The 23,272-nt window shown below is 44.2% G+C and carries 25 protein-coding genes and 1 pseudogene; 24 read left to right on the forward strand and 2 right to left on the reverse strand.

Features of this window, described 5'->3' with window-relative positions; genetic code table 11:
- From DHU66_RS10555 to DHU66_RS10670, 24 genes and pseudogenes are all read left to right on the forward strand, one after another.
- Positions 1 to 121: putative PEP-binding protein (locus DHU66_RS10555; protein WP_209451826.1), on the forward strand; the 121-nt coding region annotated here is incomplete at its 5' end.
- A gap of 145 nt (positions 122 to 266) precedes the next feature.
- The gene (locus DHU66_RS10560) at positions 267 to 497 is read left to right on the forward strand and encodes a hypothetical protein (protein WP_108775929.1); all 231 of its coding nucleotides are present in this window, start codon (positions 267 to 269) and stop codon (positions 495 to 497) included.
- 196 nt (positions 498 to 693) lie between these two features.
- Positions 694 to 1,095, forward strand: a complete 402-nt coding sequence (locus DHU66_RS10565) for a MerR family transcriptional regulator (protein WP_342587734.1) — start codon at positions 694 to 696, stop codon at positions 1,093 to 1,095.
- Positions 1,096 to 1,105: 10 nt separating this feature from the next.
- A complete protein-coding gene (locus tag DHU66_RS10570; RefSeq protein ID WP_108776147.1) occupies positions 1,106 to 1,627 on the forward strand; it encodes a flavodoxin in 522 nt (173 codons plus the stop codon).
- Between the two features lie 10 nt (positions 1,628 to 1,637).
- Positions 1,638 to 2,480 carry an aldo/keto reductase gene (locus DHU66_RS10575; RefSeq protein ID WP_108775930.1) on the forward strand — a complete coding sequence of 281 codons (843 nt, stop codon included), beginning with the start codon at positions 1,638 to 1,640 and terminating at the stop codon, positions 2,478 to 2,480.
- Positions 2,481 to 2,504: 24 nt separating this feature from the next.
- A complete protein-coding gene (locus DHU66_RS10580; RefSeq protein WP_108775931.1) occupies positions 2,505 to 3,668 on the forward strand; it encodes an iron-containing alcohol dehydrogenase in 1,164 nt (387 codons plus the stop codon).
- Positions 3,669 to 3,687: 19 nt separating this feature from the next.
- On the forward strand, positions 3,688 to 4,644 hold the full coding sequence (locus DHU66_RS10585) for an alpha/beta hydrolase (protein ID WP_108775932.1): 957 nt from the start codon (positions 3,688 to 3,690) through the stop codon (positions 4,642 to 4,644).
- A 221-nt stretch (positions 4,645 to 4,865) separates the two neighbouring features.
- Positions 4,866 to 5,213, forward strand: a complete 348-nt coding sequence (locus tag DHU66_RS10590; protein ID WP_135358360.1) for a cyclophilin-like fold protein — start codon at positions 4,866 to 4,868, stop codon at positions 5,211 to 5,213.
- Between the two features lie 26 nt (positions 5,214 to 5,239).
- Positions 5,240 to 5,782 carry a flavodoxin family protein gene (locus DHU66_RS10595; protein ID WP_108775934.1) on the forward strand — a complete coding sequence of 181 codons (543 nt, stop codon included), beginning with the start codon at positions 5,240 to 5,242 and terminating at the stop codon, positions 5,780 to 5,782.
- A gap of 68 nt (positions 5,783 to 5,850) precedes the next feature.
- Positions 5,851 to 6,100, forward strand: a pseudogene (locus tag DHU66_RS12595) (cupin domain-containing protein); the annotation flags it as partial.
- A 378-nt stretch (positions 6,101 to 6,478) separates the two neighbouring features.
- Positions 6,479 to 6,697, forward strand: a complete 219-nt coding sequence (locus DHU66_RS10605) for a helix-turn-helix domain-containing protein (RefSeq protein ID WP_108775935.1) — start codon at positions 6,479 to 6,481, stop codon at positions 6,695 to 6,697.
- Positions 6,698 to 6,753: 56 nt separating this feature from the next.
- On the forward strand, positions 6,754 to 6,996 hold the full coding sequence (locus DHU66_RS10610; RefSeq protein ID WP_209451811.1) for a phospholipase D-like domain-containing protein: 243 nt from the start codon (positions 6,754 to 6,756) through the stop codon (positions 6,994 to 6,996).
- A 416-nt stretch (positions 6,997 to 7,412) separates the two neighbouring features.
- Positions 7,413 to 8,624 carry a three-Cys-motif partner protein TcmP gene (gene tcmP, locus DHU66_RS10615; RefSeq protein ID WP_108775936.1) on the forward strand — a complete coding sequence of 404 codons (1,212 nt, stop codon included), beginning with the start codon at positions 7,413 to 7,415 and terminating at the stop codon, positions 8,622 to 8,624.
- Positions 8,625 to 9,398, forward strand: coding sequence for a radical SAM protein (locus tag DHU66_RS10620; RefSeq protein WP_108775937.1), 774 nt, complete (start codon positions 8,625 to 8,627; stop codon positions 9,396 to 9,398).
- A gap of 19 nt (positions 9,399 to 9,417) precedes the next feature.
- Positions 9,418 to 10,353: a restriction endonuclease subunit M gene (locus DHU66_RS10625; protein ID WP_108775938.1), complete on the forward strand. Its 936-nt coding sequence runs from the start codon at positions 9,418 to 9,420 to the stop codon at positions 10,351 to 10,353.
- A gap of 2 nt (positions 10,354 to 10,355) precedes the next feature.
- Positions 10,356 to 10,982, forward strand: a complete 627-nt coding sequence (locus tag DHU66_RS10630) for a DUF1016 N-terminal domain-containing protein (RefSeq protein WP_209451812.1) — start codon at positions 10,356 to 10,358, stop codon at positions 10,980 to 10,982.
- Between the two features lie 103 nt (positions 10,983 to 11,085).
- Positions 11,086 to 12,360, forward strand: a complete 1,275-nt coding sequence (locus tag DHU66_RS10635) for a DDE-type integrase/transposase/recombinase (protein ID WP_167836185.1) — start codon at positions 11,086 to 11,088, stop codon at positions 12,358 to 12,360.
- Positions 12,361 to 12,409: 49 nt separating this feature from the next.
- Positions 12,410 to 12,856, forward strand: coding sequence for a PDDEXK nuclease domain-containing protein (locus DHU66_RS10640; RefSeq protein WP_108775940.1), 447 nt, complete (start codon positions 12,410 to 12,412; stop codon positions 12,854 to 12,856).
- 2 nt (positions 12,857 to 12,858) lie between these two features.
- Positions 12,859 to 13,893, forward strand: coding sequence for an Eco57I restriction-modification methylase domain-containing protein (locus DHU66_RS10645; RefSeq protein ID WP_108775941.1), 1,035 nt, complete (start codon positions 12,859 to 12,861; stop codon positions 13,891 to 13,893).
- Positions 13,893 to 17,306 (forward strand): DEAD/DEAH box helicase family protein, encoded by a 3,414-nt coding sequence (locus DHU66_RS10650; protein WP_108775942.1) that lies wholly within the window; start codon positions 13,893 to 13,895, stop codon positions 17,304 to 17,306. Before DHU66_RS10645 ends, DHU66_RS10650 begins: the two co-directional genes overlap by 1 nt.
- Positions 17,307 to 17,363: 57 nt before the next feature.
- Complete coding sequence (locus DHU66_RS10655; protein ID WP_245309526.1) at positions 17,364 to 20,417, forward strand: DUF4268 domain-containing protein; 3,054 nt, start codon at positions 17,364 to 17,366, stop codon at positions 20,415 to 20,417.
- 238 nt (positions 20,418 to 20,655) lie between these two features.
- Positions 20,656 to 20,838 carry a hypothetical protein gene (locus DHU66_RS10660; protein WP_108775944.1) on the forward strand — a complete coding sequence of 61 codons (183 nt, stop codon included), beginning with the start codon at positions 20,656 to 20,658 and terminating at the stop codon, positions 20,836 to 20,838.
- 220 nt (positions 20,839 to 21,058) lie between these two features.
- Positions 21,059 to 21,211 (forward strand): hypothetical protein, encoded by a 153-nt coding sequence (locus DHU66_RS12270; protein WP_167836368.1) that lies wholly within the window; start codon positions 21,059 to 21,061, stop codon positions 21,209 to 21,211.
- 6 nt (positions 21,212 to 21,217) lie between these two features.
- The gene (locus DHU66_RS10670) at positions 21,218 to 21,895 is read left to right on the forward strand and encodes a hypothetical protein (RefSeq protein WP_108775946.1); all 678 of its coding nucleotides are present in this window, start codon (positions 21,218 to 21,220) and stop codon (positions 21,893 to 21,895) included.
- A gap of 383 nt (positions 21,896 to 22,278) precedes the next feature.
- Here the strand turns inward: DHU66_RS10670 and DHU66_RS10675 are convergent, their stop codons facing one another.
- The gene (locus DHU66_RS10675) at positions 22,279 to 22,608 is read right to left on the reverse strand and encodes a putative toxin-antitoxin system toxin component, PIN family (RefSeq protein WP_209451813.1); all 330 of its coding nucleotides are present in this window, start codon (positions 22,606 to 22,608) and stop codon (positions 22,279 to 22,281) included.
- A gap of 7 nt (positions 22,609 to 22,615) precedes the next feature.
- Entirely contained in the window at positions 22,616 to 22,897 is a 282-nt protein-coding gene (locus tag DHU66_RS10680; protein ID WP_108775947.1) for a type II toxin-antitoxin system RelB/DinJ family antitoxin, read from the reverse strand.
- Between the last annotated feature and the right edge of the window lie 375 nt (positions 22,898 to 23,272).

Here is a 23,272-nt window from a genome sequence, read left to right on the forward strand (position 1 = left end):
CGGCGATCCTGCTTCCATCGAGTTCTTCAACAAGATCGGTCTGGATTATGTTTCCTGCTCACCTTACCGTGTTCCGATTGCCCGTCTGGCTGCTGCCCAGGCTGCCATCAAGCAGGGTTGAGCTTATTCATCAAAGCATGAAAAGGGGCTGTAACCCTCAAAATGAGAATCTCATCATGAGAAATTGTGATGAGATTTTCTTTTGTTATTATGCAGATTAGCGCTAATTACCATATAATATTTAATGCATATAGAAGGATTATTTTATGAATCAGGAAGAAAAAGCAAAACGTGATTATGAGTATCAGAAGAAGTATCTGAAAAGAATTACGGTCTGGTATAACACTAAAAGTGAAAAGGACATGGAGTTGATCCACTGGCTTGAACAGTTTGCTGGATCTTCTTCCAAATCTGAGGCTGTCAAGGAATGCATTGTCAGGTGTATGCAGGCTGATCAGGCTTGTCATACAGGTGGTGAAGGAAAGGAAGCGAAATAAAAGGATGCCCCTACCACAAGGCATCAAATTGAAACTATGTACAGCCAAATTGTAAATGTAGAGATGATTTTGCAAGATGGCGAATTTGCTAAGACAACTAAATTAATTTCAAAATAGCACTTGACTTGGAGTTAACTCCAAGGGGTATAGTCCAGGTGCAGATGATAAAGTAGGCGGCAAACTGTAAAGAGTGGTGATGACGATGACGATAAAAGAGGTTTGCGAAAAATTCAATCTTTCTCCGGACACGCTGCGCTACTATGAGCGCGTAGGTGTCATTCCGGAAGTCAGAAGAACCAAAGGCGGGATTCGAGATTATTCCGATGAAGATCTGAAATGGGTTGAGAATGCTGTTTGTATGAGAAGTGCCGGGGTTCCGGTGGAAATGCTGATTGAGTATGTAAAGCTTTTCCAGCAGGGTGATTCTACGATCGCAGCAAGACGGGATCTTTTGATGGAAGCGCGTGCGGAGGTACAGAAGAATTTAGATAAGTATCAGGCCACTATGGACAGACTCAACTACAAGATCTCCCGATATGAGGAAGCAGTGAAAACCGGTGTCCTTTCATGGGATGCTGAGAACATTAAGAAAGATTGAGACAGATACTATGGCAAAGACGTTAATGGCATTCTTTTCAAGAGCGGATGAAAATTATTTTGGCGGTTCTATGAGATATATAGAGGTTGGCAACACGGAAGTTGTGGCTCGAAAAATCAAAGATATGATTGGGGCAGATCTCTTCAAAATGGAAATGAAGACACCATATGCGAAGGATTATAACACCTGCATTGCTGAGGCAAAGGAACACCAAAAGCAGGATGCAAGACCTGAACTCAAGTCTCTTCCGACAAGCATCGATGCGTATGACACGGTGATTCTCGGTTATCCGAATTACTGGGGAACAATGCCAATGGCAGTATTTACTTTCCTTGAAGCGTTTGATTTTTCAGGAAAGACGATTCTTCCTCTTTGTACAAACGAGGGGAGTGGAATGGGGTCCAGTGAATCAGATATCAGAAAGCTTTGCCCGGGCGCAGATGTGAAACGGGGACTGTCAATCAACGGAAGCAGTGCAAATAAAGCTGATGATCAGATTAAGAGCTGGCTGAAGTCCAATGGTTTAATGTAGGAGGTTAGATATGGAGAATATTATTCTGAACAACAAACTGGAATGTCCGGTCGTAGGACTCGGAACATTTATGTTATCACCTGCTGAGGCAGAAAACAGCGTCCGGGAAGCCCTGAAGATGGGTTATCGGCTGGTTGATACAGCAAACGCTTATGTCAATGAGCGTGCTGTCGGCCGCGGAATGCGCGATAGTGGTGTACCGCGTGGAGAAATCTTCCTCTCCACCAAGCTCTGGCCAAGCGAGTATGAAAATGACAACGCAGTTGATGAGACGCTTGAACGCCTTGGTGTGGACTATGTGGATCTTCTTTACATCCATCAGCCTGCAGGCAACTGGCTTGCCGGATATCATCAGCTTGAAAAAGCATACCGTGAAGGCAAAGCAAAAGCCATCGGCATCTCCAATTTTGAAGGAAAGTACATAGAAGAACTTCAGACGAAGTGGGAAGTAGTTCCTCAGTTTGTTCAGGTGGAGGCGCACCCTTATTTTACACAGAAAGAGCTGCGTAAGACGCTCGATAAATATAATATCAGGCTTATGAGCTGGTATCCGCTGGGACACGGAGATCAATCCCTCATCAATGAACCAGTTTTCGCCAAACTTGGAAAAAAGTACGGAAAGACACCCGCACAGATCATCCTTCGCTGGCATACACAGATGGGCTTTGTTGTCATCCCTGGAAGCAAAAATGTAGACCATATCAGAGACAATCTTGATATTTTTGATTTCAAACTTACGAATGATGAAATGGTGGAGATTGCAAAGCTGGATAAGGGCGAGAGATATTATCACAGGACCGATGCCCAGCTTAAGCAGTTTGCACAGTGGAAACCGGAATTTGAAAAAGCGTAAGTAATGCATTTATGGAGAATGAATATGCAGAATTTTGATTATGTTACACCAACCAGACTGATTTTTGGAAAGGGGGTAGTGGAACAGCTGCCCGAAGTAATGCGTCAATATGGGAAAAGTATTCTTCTGACCTACGGCGGCGGAAGTATCAAGAAGATTGGTCTTTATGACAAGGTAAAGACGCTTCTCAGTGATTTTGAAATTGTGGAGCTGTCCGGCATTCAGCCAAATCCCAAGTATGATCCGAGTGTCCTGGACGGCGTAAAGCTTTGCAAGGAACATGATGTGGATGTGATTCTGTCGGTTGGCGGAGGCAGCGTACTCGACTGCTCGAAGGCAATCGCAGCTGGAGCAAAGTATGACGGGGATCCATGGGATTTGATTTCTTACAAGGTAAAGGCACAGGCAGCACTTCCGATTGTAGATATTATTACGCTGGCCGCTACGGGCAGCGAGTATGACTGCGGCGGCGTGATTTCCAGAACCGAGACAAACGATAAGATCGGCTATTTGGACCCGCTTCTTTATCCTGCTGTTTCATTCCTTGATCCGACTTACACATTTACGGTATCCAGAAAACAGACGGCTGCCGGCTGTGCGGATGCGATGAATCATATTATGGAGCAGTATTTCTGCGAGGATTCCACGCTTCTTAACGATGGATTTATGGAAGCGGCGCTTAAGAGCCTTATGGTGAATACAAGAAAGTGTCTCGAGAATCCGGAAGACTATACGGCAAGAGCGGAAATGATGCTTGACTGCACATATGGATGCAACGGGATCTATTCGCTTGGAAACAGTGCGTCGGGCTGGCCATGCCATGGCATGGAGCATGCACTCTCAGCTTATTATGACATTACGCATGGGGAGGGACTTGCGATCATTACGCCGCGGTGGATGAAGCATATCTTAAGCGAGAAGACTGTAGATCGGTTTGTCAAATACGGTGTCAATGTCTTTGGAATTGATCCGAATCTGGATCGGTTTGACATCGCAGATCGGGCGATTGAAGAAACGTACCAGTTCTTCGCATCGATTGGTATCCCGATGCATCTTAAGGAAGTTGGCATTGATGAAAGCCGCATTGATGAGATGGCACATCATGTAGCAGAAAATGAAGGACTTGAAAGTGCATGGGCGCCGCTGACTGAGAAGGATATTGCAGACATTTTCAGAGCATCTTTATGAATGACAAAGGAGATTAAAAATGGCATACGGATATATTGCAAAACTGAATGAACACGTCATACGGGAACATGCTCGCTTCAATGACCGCTATGGGATTGCGATTGCGGCTGATCTTTACCGGGCAAAGGATCTGGATGAATCCGGAAAATATCCGGCGCTGATTGTCGGGGCACCCTATGGCGGCGTGAAAGAACAGGGACCCTGTGTTTATGCAAATGAACTGGCTCAGCGCGGGTTTGTGGTTCTGACGTTTGATCAGGTACATATGGGAGAATCCGCAGGAGAGCCAAGGAATGTTTCTTCGCCGGATCTGTTTGCAGAGTCGTTCAGTGCGGCGGTCGATTATCTTGGCGTGAAGGTTCCCTATGTGGACCGGGAGAAGATCGGTGTGATCGGCATCTGTGGATCGGGCGGATTTGCACTTTCTGCGGCTTCAGTTGATGTCCGTATCAAAGCAGTTGCTACAACTTCCATGTATGATATTTCCGATGTTCGCGGCATGATGAACCTGACGAAGGAACAGATCGATAAGATGAAGCATCAGCTTGCCGAACAGAGATGGTCGGACTTTGAACAAGGTCAGCCGGAATATATTCCCAGTTTTCCGGAAACGCCATATCCTTCCGTGGAAGCTCTGCCAGACACGGATCCGATCACCAATGAATGGAATCGCTTCTATGCAGTGCCGCGGGGGCATCATCCGAACGCGAGAGGCGGTTTTACTACTACCTCCGATCTGGCCATGATGCAGTTTAAGTGCCTTGATTATATTGATGAAATTTCGCCGCGTCCGATTCTCTTTGTGGCAGGCGATCATGCTCATTCTCGCTCATTCTCAGAAAAAGCGTACGAGAAGGCGGCGGAGCCGAAAGAACTCTATATTGTTCCGAATGCGGAGCATATCGATCTTTATGATCAAGTGGATAAGATTCCGTTTGATAAGCTGGAGAATTTCTTCAAAGATTCGTTAAAGTGATGAATGGCAGGCAGTCCGATTGAGTGAAAATAAGCGCACGGAAAGAAATGAACAGGTTTGTATTGGCCGGAATGCTCAGTTTCATGTTGCTGATCTCAGGGTGCGGCTTCAGAATGGATACGGAGGGAACCATCAAGGAAACAGATCCTCCATCCAAAAGCAATGCTGGAGATGAGATGGAAAATAATATGGATGAATCAATGCCAAAGGAGAATGCAACTATGAGGATGACAATAGAAAATACACCGGTACGGATTACATGGGAAGACAATGAATCCGTAACAGCTATGAGAGAACTTGCGCGGAAAGAACCAATTCAGATCCACATGTCAATGTATGGCGGCTTTGAGCAGGTAGGACCGATCGGGACATCGCTTCCAAGTGATGATGCAGAGACAACGACATCTGCCGGCGATATTGTTCTTTACTCTGGAGATCAGCTGGTAGTTTTCTATGGGTCCAATTCATGGGCTTATACAAGACTTGGCAGAATTACAGACAAAACGAAGGAAGATCTGTCTAAACTGCTTGGAAATGGTGATGTAACGATCACGATACAGACAGATTGAGAACAACATCAGAAAGGAACCAATCCATGAGTAAAATACTTGTCATTTCAACCAGTTTCAGGAGTCATAGTAATTCAGAATTTCTAACCGAAAAAATGACAGAGGGTATCCGGGAAGCTGGCCATGAAGTGGAAACAATCAGTCTCAAAGGTAAAAACCTGAAGTTCTGCACCGGCTGCCTCGTCTGTCAGAAGACGCAGAAATGCGTTCTGAATGATGATGCCATCTGGATCGCAGAAAAGGTAAAGCTGGCAGATACACTGGTATTTTCAACACCGATTTATTATTACGGCCTGAGCGGGCAGATGAAGACCCTGCTTGATCGGATGAATCCGCTGTATCCTTCCGATTATCAGTTCCGGAATGTTTATCTGTTAACCGTCGCGGCAGAAGATGAATCCAGCACACCAAAGAGGGCAGTCAGCGGTCTGCAGGGATGGATTGACTGCTTTCCTAAGGCGCGTTTTGTCGGAACTTTATTCTGTGGCGGCTTGAACGATGCGGGAGAGGCAGCGGAGAATTCTGATATTCAGCAGAAGGCTTACCAGTTTGGCAAGGCAGTTCTTTAAAGGGAGCAGAGGAGAAACGGAAGCAAGGACGGTAAGATTGTTCAGACGGCGGGAAGAGACAAACTTGCAGAAGTTTTCTAGCACCGGTTTCCGCTTCGCAGATCGGAATCCACAATGTTACCTTTGAGCCGGGCTGTCAGAACAACTGGCATATCCATCATGCCAAAAGTGGTGGTGGTCAGATTCTGATCTGTGTCGGGAGGCAGAGGATGGTATCAGGAATGGGGCAAGGAACCGGTTGCGATGAAGCCGGGTGACTGCATAAACATTCCTGTTGGCGTGAAGCATTGGCATGGCGCAGCAGAGGACGGCTGGCTCTAGCATCTGACAATAGAAGTTCCAGGCGAGGAAGCATCGAAATAATACGAAATCAGCAGCACTATTCAATAACGATATTGGAGTGATACCGGGTAACTGGCATCACTCTTTTTTAAGTGTTCGAAGGAACGCGCAGCCATCTCCGCAGGAGATGTTCAAGGGGATTGGGGTACTTCCCCAACGAGCAAAAAATGGCTTTGTATTACAAAGACACTGCTCGCACAGTAACTGATGAGTCGACTTGACAGTACTTTGCTTATTTCGAGATCTCGTAAATATTGTCGTTATCTAGTGCGTCTCATGATATAATTCCGTTAGTTGCTTCATGCATAGTTCAGATATAACATCGTGTCTAATTCTGCGAGTTGAGGAAAAATTATGGGTGTTTCGTATAAGAAACTTTTCAAATTGATGATTGATCAGGGCGTGAAGAAAAAGGAACTTCATGAGAAGACTGGATTAAGTTATTCAACGCTCCTGAAATTGAAAAATGGGCAAAATGTACAGGTTAGCGTCCTTGAAAGAATCTGCAGAGCAATGAATTGCACGTTTGATGATATTGTGGAGATTGATCCGGAAACTTATACGGGAAGGTAATATCACTCATCAAAACTCAGCAGATGAAATAGCTCTGAAATAATAAGGCGATCTATATGAAGATATTTGATAATGTAACGAACATCGTTCGAGACGACATGGAAAAAACGATAAAGCGGAGTAGCAAGGTTTCCGTGGCAGCGGCTTGCTTTTCTATATATGCCTATAGTGAATTGAAGAAGCAGTTCGAAAGCATTGATGAGTTCCATTTCATCTTCACATCACCGACCTTTGTAACAGAGAAAGCGAAAAAGCAAAAGCGATTAGAGAAGAGAAAGATGTCGTTTTTCCTTATCTAAAGGCAACAGATGATATTGAAAGAAACGATGTGAAGGTAATTGTAGCGAATGATTTATTACGATGGATACGAAACAGATGGAAATCTCAGATTTGTAAAATGTCCACGCTGTGGAAACGAGGAATATTCTCCTGACGAGGAGTATTGCCGTATATGTGATTTCCAGCATACAATGAATGCGAAGGTTCTCCAGAGTATGATAAATTCGGCAATAACCAAGGGTTTCACGTACACAGAAATGCTGGGAACGCGAGATTCTGAGAGCATTGTGGAAAGCCGACGATGCTGTTTAATGAGAAACTCCTGAAACCTTATAACGAGTTTTATGAGGATCAGCATGAAGAAGAATTTGCACTTCCGCTTGAAACAAACGACGAGATTCCTTTTTGAAGAAGTAGGAAAGTGAGGCGAACTGGAATGTCAAAAAAGAATGATGACTTTTTTGCAGAGAAGAAGCCATGGTCAGAAGTAAAGGATCAGTTATTATGCTGCTACTTTGTACCGTACATGCAGAAAATATTGTATACGCGCAGGCCGTTAGTCTACATTGACTGCTTTGCTGGAAAAGGAAAATTTGATGATGGCAAAGACGGTTCACCTTTGATTGCATTGAAGATAATGAAGGATTGCTGTGACAGAACCAGATTAGACCGACTCCCTCGTATAACAGCAAGCTTTATAGACATCAATTATGCTGATGATTTGCATAAGAACTTGAGCAATTATTCGAATGTTAATATCATTTCGGGCGCATACGAAACCAGCATAGATGGGCTTTTGAAAAATGAAAATGGAAGTAACGTTTTTCTGTATATAGATCCGTATGGAATCAAGGCTTTAAGTTGTAAAAAGTTCGACGCTTTTGCAAATGGCCGTTTTAATACTATAGAGCTCCTTATCAATATGAACTCTTTTGGCTTCATCCGCGAGGGCTGCCGCGTCATGGGTAAGAATTTTGAGCTTGATGATGGAACATTTTTTGACGATTTGGTTGAGTATGATTCAACACGATTAGATAAATCAGATAAGTCTGTCGAGGCACTGAACGAAATCGCAGGGGGCGATTATTGGAAAGATATTATTGAACAGTATGCTTCTGGGAAAATCGACGGTTATAAAGCAGAAGAACATTTTTCGGAACAGTATTGTCAACGGTTAGGTAAAAGTTACAAATACGTGTTGAACATGCCTATAAGAATTCATAAAAATCAGCATCCAAAATATCGAATGATTCACGCAACAAATCATCCTGATGGGTGCGTACTTATGGCAGATAATATGTGTAATCGCTGGCAACTTCTAAAACAGATCCAGGACAGTGGCCAAATGTCCTTATTCCAGGAGGATGTCAATAATAATGTAATTGACCCGGATCAGATAAACACCTGTGTCATAGAACATTTTTCTCAGTATGACACTTTGACATCTCTCACGGAAGCATTGGCTGCATTTTATGTGAAATATGGACCTTTATGTGCGACAAAGACTATTAGACCTATACTCACGAAACTGGAGAAAAGCGGAAAACTTGCCGTTGACCGTCATCCCGCGTTTACGGAGAAAGGAAAGCCGTCTGCTTTTATGACGGAAAACAGCAAGCAGAAGGTATCAGTCAGGTGGGTGAACTAAATGAAGGTTGCTGGCTACATTGAAAGAAAGAGCATGCTCTATCAGACGGGCGTCGAGTACGGTGATTACACGATGAATCATGTGCTCGGCTGTTCGCATGGTTGTAAATACCCGTGCTATGCCTTCCTGCAGAAGAAGCGGTTCGGCCAGATAAAGGACTACGATGAATGGCGCAGGCCTTTCCTCGTATCGAATACGATCCAGCTGCTTGATAAGGAAATACCGAAACTGAAGGACAAGGTACAGTCTGTGCAGCTCTGCTTCACAACAGATCCGTTTATGGTGGACTATCCGGAAATACAGGATATGAGTCTTGCCGCTATCAGGAGGCTCAACAGAGATGGCATCAAATGCTGCGTTTTAACGAAGGGAATCCTACCTATCGAGCTAAAAGATCTTTACAGCGAGAATGAGTACGGCATTACGTTGATCTCGCTTGATGAGGAATACAGAGAGAAGATGGAGCCGGGAGCGGCGCCTTATGTAGATCGGCTTGCTGCATTGAAGGCACTACACGACGCGGGATCAAAAACATGGGTAAGCATTGAACCTTACCCTACGCCGAATTTGATCGAGCAGGATCTGAACAAGATATTGGAAGCAGTCAGCTTTACGGATCGGATTATTTTCGGGCGTACGAACTACAACAAGACGGTTACGGCGTATGCCGCCCACAAGCATTTCTATAATGAATGTGTGAAAAGCGTGATTGATTTCTGCGAAAGTAGAGGAATTGCGTATCACATAAAAAATAAGACCATAACGGAGGAATGAAAGGAGGGACGCTGTCTTAGTGGAAAAGTTAATAGATATAGGAAGCACTCCTGTAGCGCCGCTTCTCGATATTCTTCTTCAGGATAAATCGACAAGGAAGAACATCATCTGGGCGACGGATACTTACGAGGAATACGGCCACGGGTTTACGGATAAGGAACAGATAGATAGAAACCTGCTTTTGCAGCACGCAGACATCATTAAGCCGCGTATTCAAAAGTCGCAGGAAGCGCAGGCAGCCCGGACGCGAAAAAAAGCGGAAGTCTTTACTCCGGCATGGCTGTGCAATCAAATGAATAATTACTGCGATCAGGAATGGTTCGGCAGAAAAGCTGTTTTTAATCTGGAAAAAGAGGATCATACATGGGACGTGATCGAAGAACCCATCGCATTTCCGAAGAAAAAAGACTGGAAACGTTACATAGATTCAAGACGGCTGGAAATTACATGTGGAGAAGCGCCATATCTTGTATCTCGCTATGATGTTTCTACCGGAGACTTCATTGTTCCAACGAAGCGCAGAATCGGACAATTAGACCGGAAGCTGAGAGTGGTGAATGAAAATACCGCTGATTTTGACGACTGGCTGAAGTGGACGATCCGCGCATTTGAATCCTGTTATGGTTATGAATATCAGGGAGATAATCTGCTGATAGCGCGAATCAATTTGCTGCTTACATTCATGGACTACTATAAGGAACGCTGGGAAAAAGATCCGGAGGAAAAGTTGCTTCGGCAGATTACGAACAAGATTGTATGGAATATATGGCAGATGGATGGCCTGAAAGATACCGTCCCTCTTGGGAAGCCCTACGAAGAATATCATCAGATGACGTTCTTTGATATGTATCCGGACATGGTGGAAAAAGAGGACGAGCCGGAAGCTATCCTATGCAAGATCTATGACTGGAGAAAGGATAACTCCATTATTTTTAAGAAGCTGAAGGAGACCTGATTATGGCGGACAAAAACACCAATCAACTTGTATCGGATAATGCAGAATATCAAGATTTACTTCAAAACATCGGAACAGCGTTAAATAACGGCAGGCAGAAAGCGGTCAACCAGATCAACCAGGCCATTGTCGAAACAAACTGGAATATTGGCAGATATATCGTTGAGTATGAACAGGCAGGACATGAGAAGGCAGAATATGGTTCAGAAACTTTACAAATGCTGGCCAAGGACCTGACAAATCAGTATGGTACCGGATTCAGCCGCAGCAATATCAGCAGAATGCGACAGTTGTATCTTGCTTATCCAAAATGTGCGACGCTGTCGCACAAATTAAGCTGGAGCCATTATGTGGAGCTTTTGAAGATAGATGATCCACAGGAAAGATCATTTTATTTGCGAGAGTGTGAGCAGGAAAACTGGGGCGTGAGAGAGCTGAAACGGCAGATGAAAAGCATGCTGTTTCAACGATTGATACTGAGTAAAAACAAAAATGAAGTCATGCGTCTGGCGCAGCAGGGACAAATCATTGAAAAACCGGAAGATATTGTAAAAGATCCATATGTATTTGAATTTGTTGGCCTTCCGCAATTGCCGGTTTATAAGGAAGGCGATCTGGAAACAGTGTAATAGTTAAATGAAAATGTCACCCCCTTTCTGATTTTTTGAAAATGTCACCCTTTTACGGGATGGATATCAGTATTTGAGTAGAATGCCTCATTGGAGGTGTTCTATGAAGAACGATAAAGACAAGTCCGGAGCGTTGAAACTTCTGATTCAGAAGCAGAGCGATCCACATATCACTTACCAAGAGATAACTGAGAAAACTGGTTACAGTAAGAGACAGCTTATACGGCTTGCGGGGGAGCTGAATGAAAAGGATATGCAATCTATCCTTGTTCATGGTAATACCGGCAAGAAGCCAGTAACGACTGCCTCCGACCAAGAAGTCAGTTACTTAGAAGAATTCAAGAAAGCATATCCAAGCATTACCATAGCACAATTCAGAGATATCTACCGAGAGGATGTAATCTGGGGAAGAGATCCTGAGAGGAAAGGAGATGCAGCGAAATATGGACTGAAGGATAGAAGTAAATCTTGGTTCAGAGATCTTTTCGTACGAGAAGGTTGGAAGTCACCAAGTGCCAAGCCGATTCGAACAGATGGTTCGCATGTATCGCATCCAATTCGTAGGCCGAGAGACCGCCGCGGAGAGCTGATCCAGATTGACGGCACTCCATATGATTGGTTTAACGATGGCAGAGCTTACGCACTGCATCTGGCAGTAGATGATGCAGGAACCGAAGTGCTCGCAGGATGGTTCATGCCTACAGAGTGTACCAGAGGATATGCACGCATGATGCGTCTAATCCTTGAAAAGTACGGTGTTCCGATGGCAACATATTCTGACAAGGATTCTGTCTTCAGAAGTGTTAAATCCGGAAAGCCGTCACAGTTCGCGGACATGCTTGCCCGTCTTGATATCAAGATGATCTTTGCCAATTCACCACAGGCTAAAGGACGTGTAGAGCGGTACAACGGCACTGCTCAGGGACGCCTTCCGAATGATATCATTCGATTCCATATTCCACATAACTACAACACGCTGAACCGCTGGTTTAATGAGAAGTACATTCGTTATCTCAACGCAAAGTTCTCATTCCCGGTTCTGGATCCAGTCGATGCATTTCGTCCGCTTCCGACAGATTTTGATTATTCTGCCGTGTTCTATGCGGAATATCCAAGGACCATGAGAAACAATATGTTTTCGATGGGAAACTCATTATATGAAGCCTTTGACGCTGATGGAGTAATGCTCGAAATCTATCAGAAGACACCTATTACTGTGAAGATTGATGCCTTTACTGAAGAAATGTACATCAATCGATATGGCAAACACTACAAATGCGTAAAGGTGGGCGAGCGTAGAAGAGATCCGATCTATGAAGCGGACAGTCAGAAGGACGTACAGCGCATCCTCAGTGTTCTGGAAGATCATAGAAAGTAGTATTCGTGACAAAACAGTAACAATTAACAAACGGTGACAAAATCAAAAAATCTTAACAGGCGATCTGGAAACAGCTTTAATAGACAACCTGAGTCAGTTCCTTCTTGAGCTTGGCAAAGGTTTTACGTATGTCGGCAGACAACAGCGCATAAATATCGGCGGTAGAATTTTTAAAATTGATCTCGTGTTTTATCACCGTATTCTAAAATGCTTTGTTCTGATTGATCTGAAACGTGGAGAAGTACAGCATGAAGACATCGGGCAGATGAATTTATATCTCAATTACTATAGAGAAGAAATGAATACGCCTGGGGATACAGAACCAATTGGCATTGTTATGGGTGCCTATGAGGATAAACTGATGGTGAAATATGCCACACAGAATATTTCTAATCAGCTTTTTGTCAGCCGCTATCAGCTCTATCTTCCTGACAAAAACCAGTTAGAAAATGAAATTCGCAGATTTATGGATGCTGATGCTGCAAGGGAGAACTAATTATGGGGAAGAAATTATTCGATTATGTGATAGGAAATCCGCCCTATCAGGAAGAAACGCCAAACGAGGGAGATAGGAAACCGCCGGTATATAATTTATTCATGGATCAGGTGTATGAAGTTTCAGATGTAGTTGAACTAATAACACCGGCTAGGTTTTTATTTAATGCTGGTCAAACTCCAAAGGCGTGGAATGAGAAGATGCTTACGGATTCTCACTTAAAGGTGTTGCACTATGAGCCTGATGCTACCAAAGTGTTTCCTAATACCGATATTAAAGGTGGTGTAGCCGTCACTTATCGAGACGAAAGAAATAACTACGGTGAAATAGGAATTTTCACTGCCTATCCGGAGCTTAATGCAATTATTCGTAAAGTAAAAAAGACTGAGGGCGATAATCCGCGACTCAATACTATTATTGCGTCGCAAGGATTGTATAGGTTTTCTGCTCAATTATTTAAAGAACATCCGGAGATTGAAACACTTTCAGGTGACGGAACCGGGGCAAAAATTATTTCCAGCATGATGCCAAAAGCTCCGAATATTTTTAAAACGGAAAAATTTGATAATAGTATACGAATGCTTGGACGTATCGGAGGGCAACGTGAGTATAGATATATTAGTCGTGACTACATCGAAGAAAATCCGTATATTGACTGCTACAATCTATTTCTTCCAGAGGCAAATAACAGCGGGCACTTTGGGGAAACCTTAACTCTTCCAACTATTGGAATGCCAGGTGATGGGAGTTCAGATACTTTTTTAAGTGCTGGTAAATTTAAAACAAAACAGGAACCGATCAATCTTAGCTTGTATATAAAGACCAAATTCTTTAGAGCGATGCTCGGAATCAAAAAAGTTACACAACATTGCCCTCCTAAGGTATGGGAAATGATTCCCCTTCAGGATTTCACTCCCACTTCTGATATCGACTGGTCAAAATCTGTCCACGAGATTGACTTACAGCTTTACCACAAGTACGGCCTGGATGAGGACGAGATCAACTTTATCGAAACGCATGTAAAGGAGATGGCATAATGGCTGGCATCAAGATTAACACCGCCACAAAGGTCATTCCGCAATGCTATGCCTATACGACTCCTGGAGTGCCAAAGCATGATGGCTGGACCAAGATCGGTTTTACGGAGCGGGATGTCGAAACCCGTATCAATGAGCAGACACATACGGTTGGTGTGGATGCAAAGATCTGGTGGCATTTGCGCGCCGCGTACATGACAGAACCGTTCGGGACGTTTACGGACAAGGATTTCCACGCCTATCTGAAGAAGCTCGGGATTGCCCGCGAGGAAGGCACAGAGTGGTTCAGGATCACACCGGATACTGCGCGTGGGGATTTTGTGGACTTCACACAGAATCATGGTGTGGTATCAGAATGTGATGCTGATGCAGTGATCCCGTATAAGCTGCGGGATGAACAGAGTGATGCGGTGCAGTCTGCGTATGATTATTTCAAGTCCCATGAGAAGGGCGAATTCTTGTGGAACTGCAAGCCACGGTTTGGGAAAACGCTCTCCGCGTATGACCTCTGCAGACGGCTTGCGGTTACCAATGTTCTTATTGTGACCAATCGCCCGGCAATTGCCAATTCATGGTATCAGGATTATGAGACATTTTTTGGGCCGCAGTCCGGATACTTATTTGTCAGCACCGTTGACGGGATCAAAGACCGGAAATATGTCCTGAGCCGTCAGGAGTATCTGGAAAAATTGAGTGCACCTGGAGCTAATATTAAAGGCTGTATCGAATTTGTCAGCCTGCAGGATTTGAAGGGATCCATCTACTTTGGCGGGAGGTTTGACAAGCTCTCAGAAGTCAGCGCAGAAAAAGGCCTGACGTGGGATATTCTGATCATCGATGAGGCACATGAAGGGGTAGATACCTACAAGACCGATACAGCATTTAATCACATCAACCGGAAATACACGCTTCACCTTTCCGGAACGCCGTTTAAAGCTCTGGCGAATGACAAATTTCCCGAAGATGCCATCTATAACTGGACCTATGCGGATGAGCAGAAGAAAAAGCGTGACTGGAACAACTCCAGCGAACTGGAAAATCCTTATGAGAATCTGCCCCGTCTGTCGCTCTTCACTTATCAAATGTCTGACATTATCCGAGACAAGGTGCAGCAGGGAATCGAGCTTGCGGATAACGATATTGAAGAGTATGCATTCGATCTGAATGAATTTTTCAAAACAAATGAGTCCGGGAGGTTTGTCCATGACGCGGATGTAGACAAGTTTCTCGATGCACTGACGACCCAGGATAAGTTCCCATTTTCCACGCCGGAGCTTAGAGATGAGTTGAAGCACACGTTCTGGCTTTTAAATCGCGTGGCAAGTGCAAAGGCGCTTGCAAAGAAGCTGGCGCTGCATCCGGTTTTCAAAGACTATGAAGTGATTCTCGCAGCTGGCGACGGGAAGCTCGACGATGACGACGAAAATGAAAAGTCTTTTGACAAGGTGACGAAGGCCATCAAGACCTATGACAAGACCATCACCTTGTCCGTCGGACAGCTCACAACCGGTGTGACGATCCCTGAGTGGACGGCAGTTCTGATGCTTTCCAATATGGCGAGCCCAGCTCTCTATATGCAGGCGGCTTTCCGTGCGCAGAATCCGTGTCTCTTCACAGATGGCCAAGGAAACTCTTATCGGAAGAAGAATGCCTATGTCTTTGACTTTGATCCGGCGAGAACGCTGACAATATTCGAGAAATTTGCAAACGACTTGATTCCGGGAACTTCTGGAGATAAGGGAGACTTTGATCAAAAGAAGCAGCATGTCCGCGAGCTTTTGAACTTCTTCCCTGTCTACGGCGAGGATGAGAACGGTTCCATGATTGAGCTGGATGCAGAGTCTGTGCTTACGATTCCGCGTCATATCCATGCAAAAGAAGTCGTGGAGCGCGGCTTTATGTCGAACTTCCTCTTTGCCAATATTTCCGGAATTTTCGGTGCTCCGAAGGAAATCATTGACATCATCAATAATATGCAGGCAATTGAGGAACCTTCTAAGCTTGCACCAACAGGTATTGATGAGCATACGGCGGATGATCTTGATCTGAACGACGAAGGAGAGGTTGAGATTCCACATGAGCAGGTAATCGGAACAGCCAGCGAATTGTTCGGCGACAAGGTATACAGTGATGTAGATGAACGACTGGAGCAAGCTGTGGAAGGCATTACAGAAGAGCATGCGCAGAATCCTAATCCGAAGAATGATGAACTTGCGACGCTCCGTGAGAAATTTTCTAAGCCAATTGCAGATACACTGATCGAGACCGCCCGTCAGCAATATGGCAAGGATCTGAAGAAGTCTACGCAGAGTCAGCTTGAACGCAAGATACATGAGACTACAGATACCGTCGTAAACCGTGAATACGGTGATTACAAAATCCGGGATCATCAGCTTGAGAAGGAACAGAATGATAAAGTTGCCGAGGCGCAAAAATCAGGTGCTTCCATGTCGGAGATTTCCCGTTTGGATCAGGAGTACGAAAAACGCAGAAGCGAGGGCTATCAGCAGATGGTAGACAATATCCACAAGAAGCTGAACAGCAATGATACCATCAAAAAGGCCGCTGAGACAATCGTGGAAACGGTTGAAACAGAAAAGCGGAATAATGAAAAGGACTCGATTGAGGGAAGTGTCCGCGATCATCTGCGCGGCTTCTCCCGCACGATCCCGGCCTTCCTGATGGCTTATGGCGATGAAAACACAACGCTCTCCAATTTTGATTCTCTGGTTCCGGCAGATGTTTTCTGGGAAGTTACGGTGAATCCGCATGGTGTCGGGGTGTCTCTTGACCAGTTCCGGATGCTTCGCGATGGAGGTGACTATTATCAAAAAGATGAACAGGGCAATGAAATCCGGGATGAAGCGCATAAGAAGCATTTTGAGGGACATCTGTTTGATGAAGTTGTATTTAACGATGCTGTCGGAGAATTCATGAAGAAGCGTCGGGAGCTTGCAGATTATTTTGATGCATCCCACAAAGGTGACATCTTTGACTACATTCCGCCGCAGAGAACCAACCAGATCTTTACGCCAAAGCGCGTCGTGAAGGATATGGTGGATCGGCTGGAAAAAGAGAATCCTGGCTGCTTTGATGATCCGGATGCTACATTCGCCGACCTCTATATGAAGTCCGGCATGTATATAACAGAGATCGTCACACGGTTGTATCAGAGCAGGCATATGAAGGCGCTCTTCCCGGATGACATGGAAAGGCTGAATCACATCTTCGCGAAACAGGTATATGGCTGCGCACCTACAGAAATCATCTACCGTATTTGCCTGCGCTACATACTTGGATTTAACAACGAGATTCACATTGAGAAGAACAATATCAAACTCTGCGATACGCTCCAGTTTGCAAAAGATGGAACGCTGGAGACAGAACTTGAGAAGATATTCGACTTCAATTAACTATATGAAAGCAGAGTAAGAGCAATGAAAGGATCAGAAGCACAACTTTTAGGATTTATGGAAGGCGCGAATAACCGTTATGTTATTCCCGTTTACCAAAGAAAGTATGACTGGAAAATAGATAACTGCCGCCAGTTGTATGAGGATTTGAAGAAAGTTTCCCGCGACGGTAGAAGCAGCCATTTCTTTGGCAGCATTGTTTCTCAGGTTATACCAGATGGTAGTAAGATCGAATTTCACATTATCGATGGTCAGCAGCGATTGACGACTGTTACACTGCTTCTCCTTGCCATTTGCAATATGGTCAAGGCTGGGCGTGTAAAGTCGAACGAGGACGCACTTGAGGATCAGATCATGGAGCGTTTTGTAATTGCCAAGTGGGCAAAGAGCGATGACCGCATCAAACTTCGTCCTGTGAAAACAGACCGCAGTGCTTTGGAAAAGCTCGTCGCGGGTGATCCAGAAGAATACGAACCCGCTTCAAACATGACCATCAACTACCAGTTTTTTTGTGATCAGATTCTGAAAGAGGAGCTTCCTGTAGATGCTTTGTATGAGGCCATTGGCAAGCTTCAAATCATAAGCATTACGCTGGACGGCGACGACAACGCACAGCTGATCTTTGAAAGCCTGAACTCGACAGGCCTTGCTCTTACTGAAGGCGACAAAATCAGGAATTACATACTGATGGGGCTGAAACCGAAGCAACAGGATGAGCTTTACGATAAATACTGGACGAAAATTGAGGAATGCACCGGAAATGATGTCAGCAGTTTTGTCCGGGATTATCTCAGTATCAAGCAGCAGGTCACACCGACCATCAGCAATGTCTACCAGGCATTCAAAAAATATGTAGAGGCAGAAAAGATTCCGCTGGATTCCCTTCTGGAGGACATGCGGAAGTATGCTCGCATTTACCAAAAGCTGATGACCGGAAAGAGCGGACTGCATAGTCAGAAACTTGACGATTGTATGTACCGCCTGAACCGGCTGGAGATCACTGTCACAGAGCCATTCTTTATGGAAATTTTCAGGCTGAATCAGGATGGTGAAAAACTCTCCGTCGATGATTTGACGCAGATATTCCTGATCACGGAAAATTATCTGTTCCGCCGTAATATCTGTGATGTACCTACCAACGCCCTGAACAAGGTGTTCCTGAACTTGAATCGTGAAGTTATCCGCTACGACAACAGTACGAATGACTATGTACAGAAATTCATATATGCTCTGCTTTCAAAGAAGGAAAGCGGCCGCTTCCCGGATGATGAAGAGTTCTCGCAGGCGCTGGCAAACAAGGCAGTATACCAGATGCGTGGTAAATATAAGGCGTACCTGTTTGAACGTTTCGAGAACTATGGCACATTGGAAGCAAAGGATGTTTACACGCTTCTTGATAACGGAACTTATTCCATCGAGCACATTATGCCACAGCATTTAACTCCTGCATGGATTCAGGCGCTCGGACCGGAAGCGGAGGAAATTCACAGCACGTGGCTTCATCGCCTTGGAAACCTGACGCTCACTGCTTATAACTCAAATATGAGCAATGCCACGTTCCAGGAAAAACGGGATGCCGATCTTGGATATAAAAAGAGCGGATTGCGCATGAACCAGCTGATAGCAACAAAAGATCACTGGGGCCAGGAGGAAATGCAGGAACGCAGTGACGAGATGGTCAATACTGCGACAAATAAAATATGGGCAATGCCGTCTACAACATTTGTTCCGTCGGAAAAAGAATTTGATTCTTGCGCGCTGGATGATGAGGACTTTGAACTGAAGGGCCGGGATATTGTCAAGTACAGTTATCAGAATGCAGAGACACCTGTTTCAAGCTGGGCAGATATGTTTGAACATGTTGTGAAGTATCTGCATGGCGAGGACAAGTCTGTTCTCTCAACGCTTGCATATAGCACAAGCAGTGACACAGAACTTAGTGGCTACTTCAGTAATGATCCAGATAATCTTCGTGCGCCACTGAAAATTGATGAAAATGTATATGTTGAAAAGAATACCAGCACGGCATTAAAGATTTCTATATTGAGAAGGTTGTTTGTTTTCTTCCATGCTGATCCGATGGATCTTGTATTCTATTTGCGCGATTCAGAACAGGATAAGGCGGCAGACAATAACCGCTATGATCTTAGAAGAAGATTCTGGACTTATGCTCTTCCGATTATTCAGGAAGTAAACCATGGAAATGGGTGCTTTAAGAATTGTCATCCAAACACCTCCAATATGATGAACGGATATTTTGGAATAGGTGGATTCTGTGTTAGCTGTGCAGCAAATCACGATGGCGCTCGAATCGACTTCTATCTCGGGAAGGGTAGTACTGATGAGAATAAAGCCGCATTCGACTATCTGATGGCACATCAGGATGAAATTGAGGATGCTGTTGGAGACGCCCTTATTTGGAACCGGGCGGATGAAAATAAAGCTTCGTGGATTTCTTATAACCTGAAAGATGTCAGCATTGTAAACGAGGAGGACTGGCCGCGTATGGCAAAGTTCATGGCAGAATGGAGTAAGAAGTATCTTGACGTGATTCTTCCTGTTCTGGAAGAACGCTATGGCGGTTATGATCCCGATGATTCCAAGAAGGAAACAATTTCCTATCTCTCCAAGAAATGGGCAGAGAAGAAAACAGAAGAAGGCATTATTCAAGCAGACCTGGATCATAGCAGCCGAAACTGCACACGCTTCAAGACACAACAAATGTCTGCTGTACTTCCAGATATAGAGACACTGAGTTACTGGGGAACGCATAATCACTACTTTTTTGAGATTCAGAATAAAACCGGCTATTCCGCTTATATTACGATGTGCTTGAATTCCAAAGATCTGACTGTAGAGCAGAAGGCTTTATGTGATCGAATGATTGAGTTATCTCATTCTCGGACATCATTGAATGGATGGACTTGGAGAACTATATTTCGCTCAGAAACGGTCGATTTTGATGAAGGCCTGACAGAAGAAGATGTATTTGCAAAGCTCGATACGGCGCTAAAAGATGTGCTAAGCAAACAAGAAGAATTCTTGAAAAAGATGAAAATGTCAGATGATCTGTTGCAACAGATTAAGGCAGTAAAGAATTCAGAACAGTAAGAGTACATTTTAACATTTCTATAAATTTTAACGATTACCAAAATTCACAGGAAGGAGGGGTGCAAAATGCCAGGAACAGCAACAGCAGGAAGGATCTCGTTCCTTCCTTTTGCATTCGGTTCATCCACAACCTGGCGCTACAAGCTCCGGAAACCCTCTATTTCAGGATTTTTCGCCCATTCCTGTACAGGGATCTACAGACGACGATTGTATCAAAGTCGGTAGGAAGATAGACCCCATGATCAACAGCAAGGTCGGCAGGAAGGAAACGACCTCCGACGATATTGACGCATACGACCTGATCATGAAGAACAAAGAGCTGCTGCTTGACTGTGAATCAAAAAACCTGGAATTCAACGTGCAGAACGGATCATATGAAATCCGGATACCTTGGGTTTTACGATTAACTGGAGGATATTAGCAATGGGCTGGACAGAACGTGAAAAGATACTTACTTCCTACGAGGAAATCGTAAAATATCTCGAGAAAAAAGATTGCTTTCATGACTACAGAGTTGGTAATGTCTTTTACGATAGTATCAATGCGGATGTGACGATTGAAGAAATTATTCCCAGTGCAAAATCCAGAATAGTACCGGTCTTGTGTGGAATTTTCATTTCAAGAGTGTTACTTCTTTTGAGATGTCGGTCGATGTTGTTATGGGATTTTGGATTTATGAAGTAGGACGAGGAGAAAAGCCTAACGAGATAGTTTTTAATCTTGATTCAGTTTTTCTTGGCATAGCTGCTGAGCAGATTGAATTTGGAGTCCCATCTCCGGAAAAAAGCGAGTGATCATTTATGGGCGAATATTATAACTGGGTTAATGTTGATAAAAGAGAATATATTTGTCCTGGAAATTTTGACTATGGGAACAAGTTTCATGAATCCATGCATAAGGAGAGTATTCCGCTTCATGCGCTGTATACCTTGTTAAACGATGAGTGGAAAGGAGACCATGTTATTTGGCTCGGGGATGAATGCACGGTTTCAAATAAATTTCCCAATAAGATAATTCAGACTCTTTATGATCAGTCTGCAGCATTCGGATATCCGGGTTACGCTTTTGACATGATATGTGAGTCATACAGAAACGTATCGTGTCTTTTCAAGGAAGCGGAAAAGGATGTCCGTAAGGAGATAGGCTATTACATAGAGAATTTGAGAGACTACGGTGAACTGGATAGTGTTAACGAATACGGAATAGATATTGAGAATCCTTTTCAAGGACTCTTTATTAAGCAGACGAAAAGATACAAGTATACCGTTAACTGCACAAAAAAAGTGTATTATTCTCTTGATGAGACTGTTGTGCTGAATCAAGATCATACAAGAAACGATTACTCAGATCCTCTTCCAATCCTAATGGGATATGGGAGGGTTACGGAGCCGGGAGAATGGCTTGGAGATATTATCGGTGTTTCAGATCAACGACCAGAAGGATACATGCTGCTGAAAGAATTATTTGTAGATTGGTAACAGCTTTTGAAGCGAAAAACAGACATGTATATTATTCTTACGAACATGGCGATGAATCGTTGCCATTCTACAGCATAAGATTGGGGAACCAGACAGAGCCTTCACAGTCAGATTTTCCCGCAGTTGGGCCGCCAAAGAAGAAGCGATGCTGCTTCCGGTCGTGCTGTTTTTGGGCTTGTCTCTTGAACGGAAGAATCCTGAAAAGTGGTTCATATCGTTGTCTCCTTGAAAAACGGACATAAGAAAAGCACCTATCTGAGTAGGGACAGATGCTTTCCAATAGGGTAATCAGTTGATTTCGTTTGTGCCTTCAAGAATCAAGTCCAGCATTTGTCTTGGTGTTACGACGAATGGCTTTGATAGGAAATGTTTGATATTTCCGGTTACAAGATAGCTGTCTTCGTCTTTTCTTGCCTCCATGGGACTTCGTAGAAAACACGGTCCTTTGGATCTGGAAGATCAATGTCAACAGGCTTTTCTGAAATACTTACAGCATGTGCACTTATTTCGTCCAGAATGTCCTGGACAATTTCCTCTGTCAGGTGGAATTTTGGGCGAAGCAGAACGGCTTGATATTCCTTCAGGATTTCCTCGTTTACCAGTAGTACGATGATGTCATTGAAGGCAAGATCGATGATGCTTCCTGGTACGGATTTCCACTTAAGGGCAGCGGAAACCAGCACGTTCGTGTCAATGACAGCGTAATATTTCACAGACATCTCACTTTCTGGCTTCCGCTATTTCCGCATCAATTTCTTCAAGCGTCATGTCTGAAATGCCGTTTTCTTCCGCAATCCGGCTGGCTCGCTTCATTGCCTCAATTCCTTTATTCACCGGTGCCTGTTTGAGGGTCATGCTGAATGGGATTCCCTTTTCGCTGACCAGCCGGGACAGACACATCCTGAGATAGGAAGGCATATCCAACCCAAGCTGCTGAAGAATACTGGCGGCCTCGGCTCTTTCTGTTTCATCTGCACGAAACTGAATGAGTGTATTAGCCATAATAGGCACCTCCTTTTCTGAATTAATTATAGTATAAATGTAATCATATGAATACAAATGATTACAAAATAGGACTCCTCTGCTATCATAAACAAAGGCTTAATTCACCCAATTGGGTACCTGTTCCAGAACAGGTACAACAACTTCAGTGATCGTATTTATCAAAATGAGACAGAGTGAAGTGATAAAAGAATTTGCCAAATGAACTGACAGCCAGAAAGAGACAATCCGTAAAACAGTCATGGATATGATCCGGATTCATGACAATCTGGACTCATGTGTGCCTGAGGTGTGCCCTGTGTGCGGTGCAGAACACGTCAGATTTTATCGCCGCGACATTCATGGCAGGAAGCACAGATCTGCATGGATACACGT

The organism is Lactimicrobium massiliense (assembly GCF_900343155.1).
Classification (GTDB): domain Bacteria; phylum Bacillota_I; class Bacilli_A; order Erysipelotrichales; family Erysipelotrichaceae; genus Bulleidia; species Bulleidia massiliensis.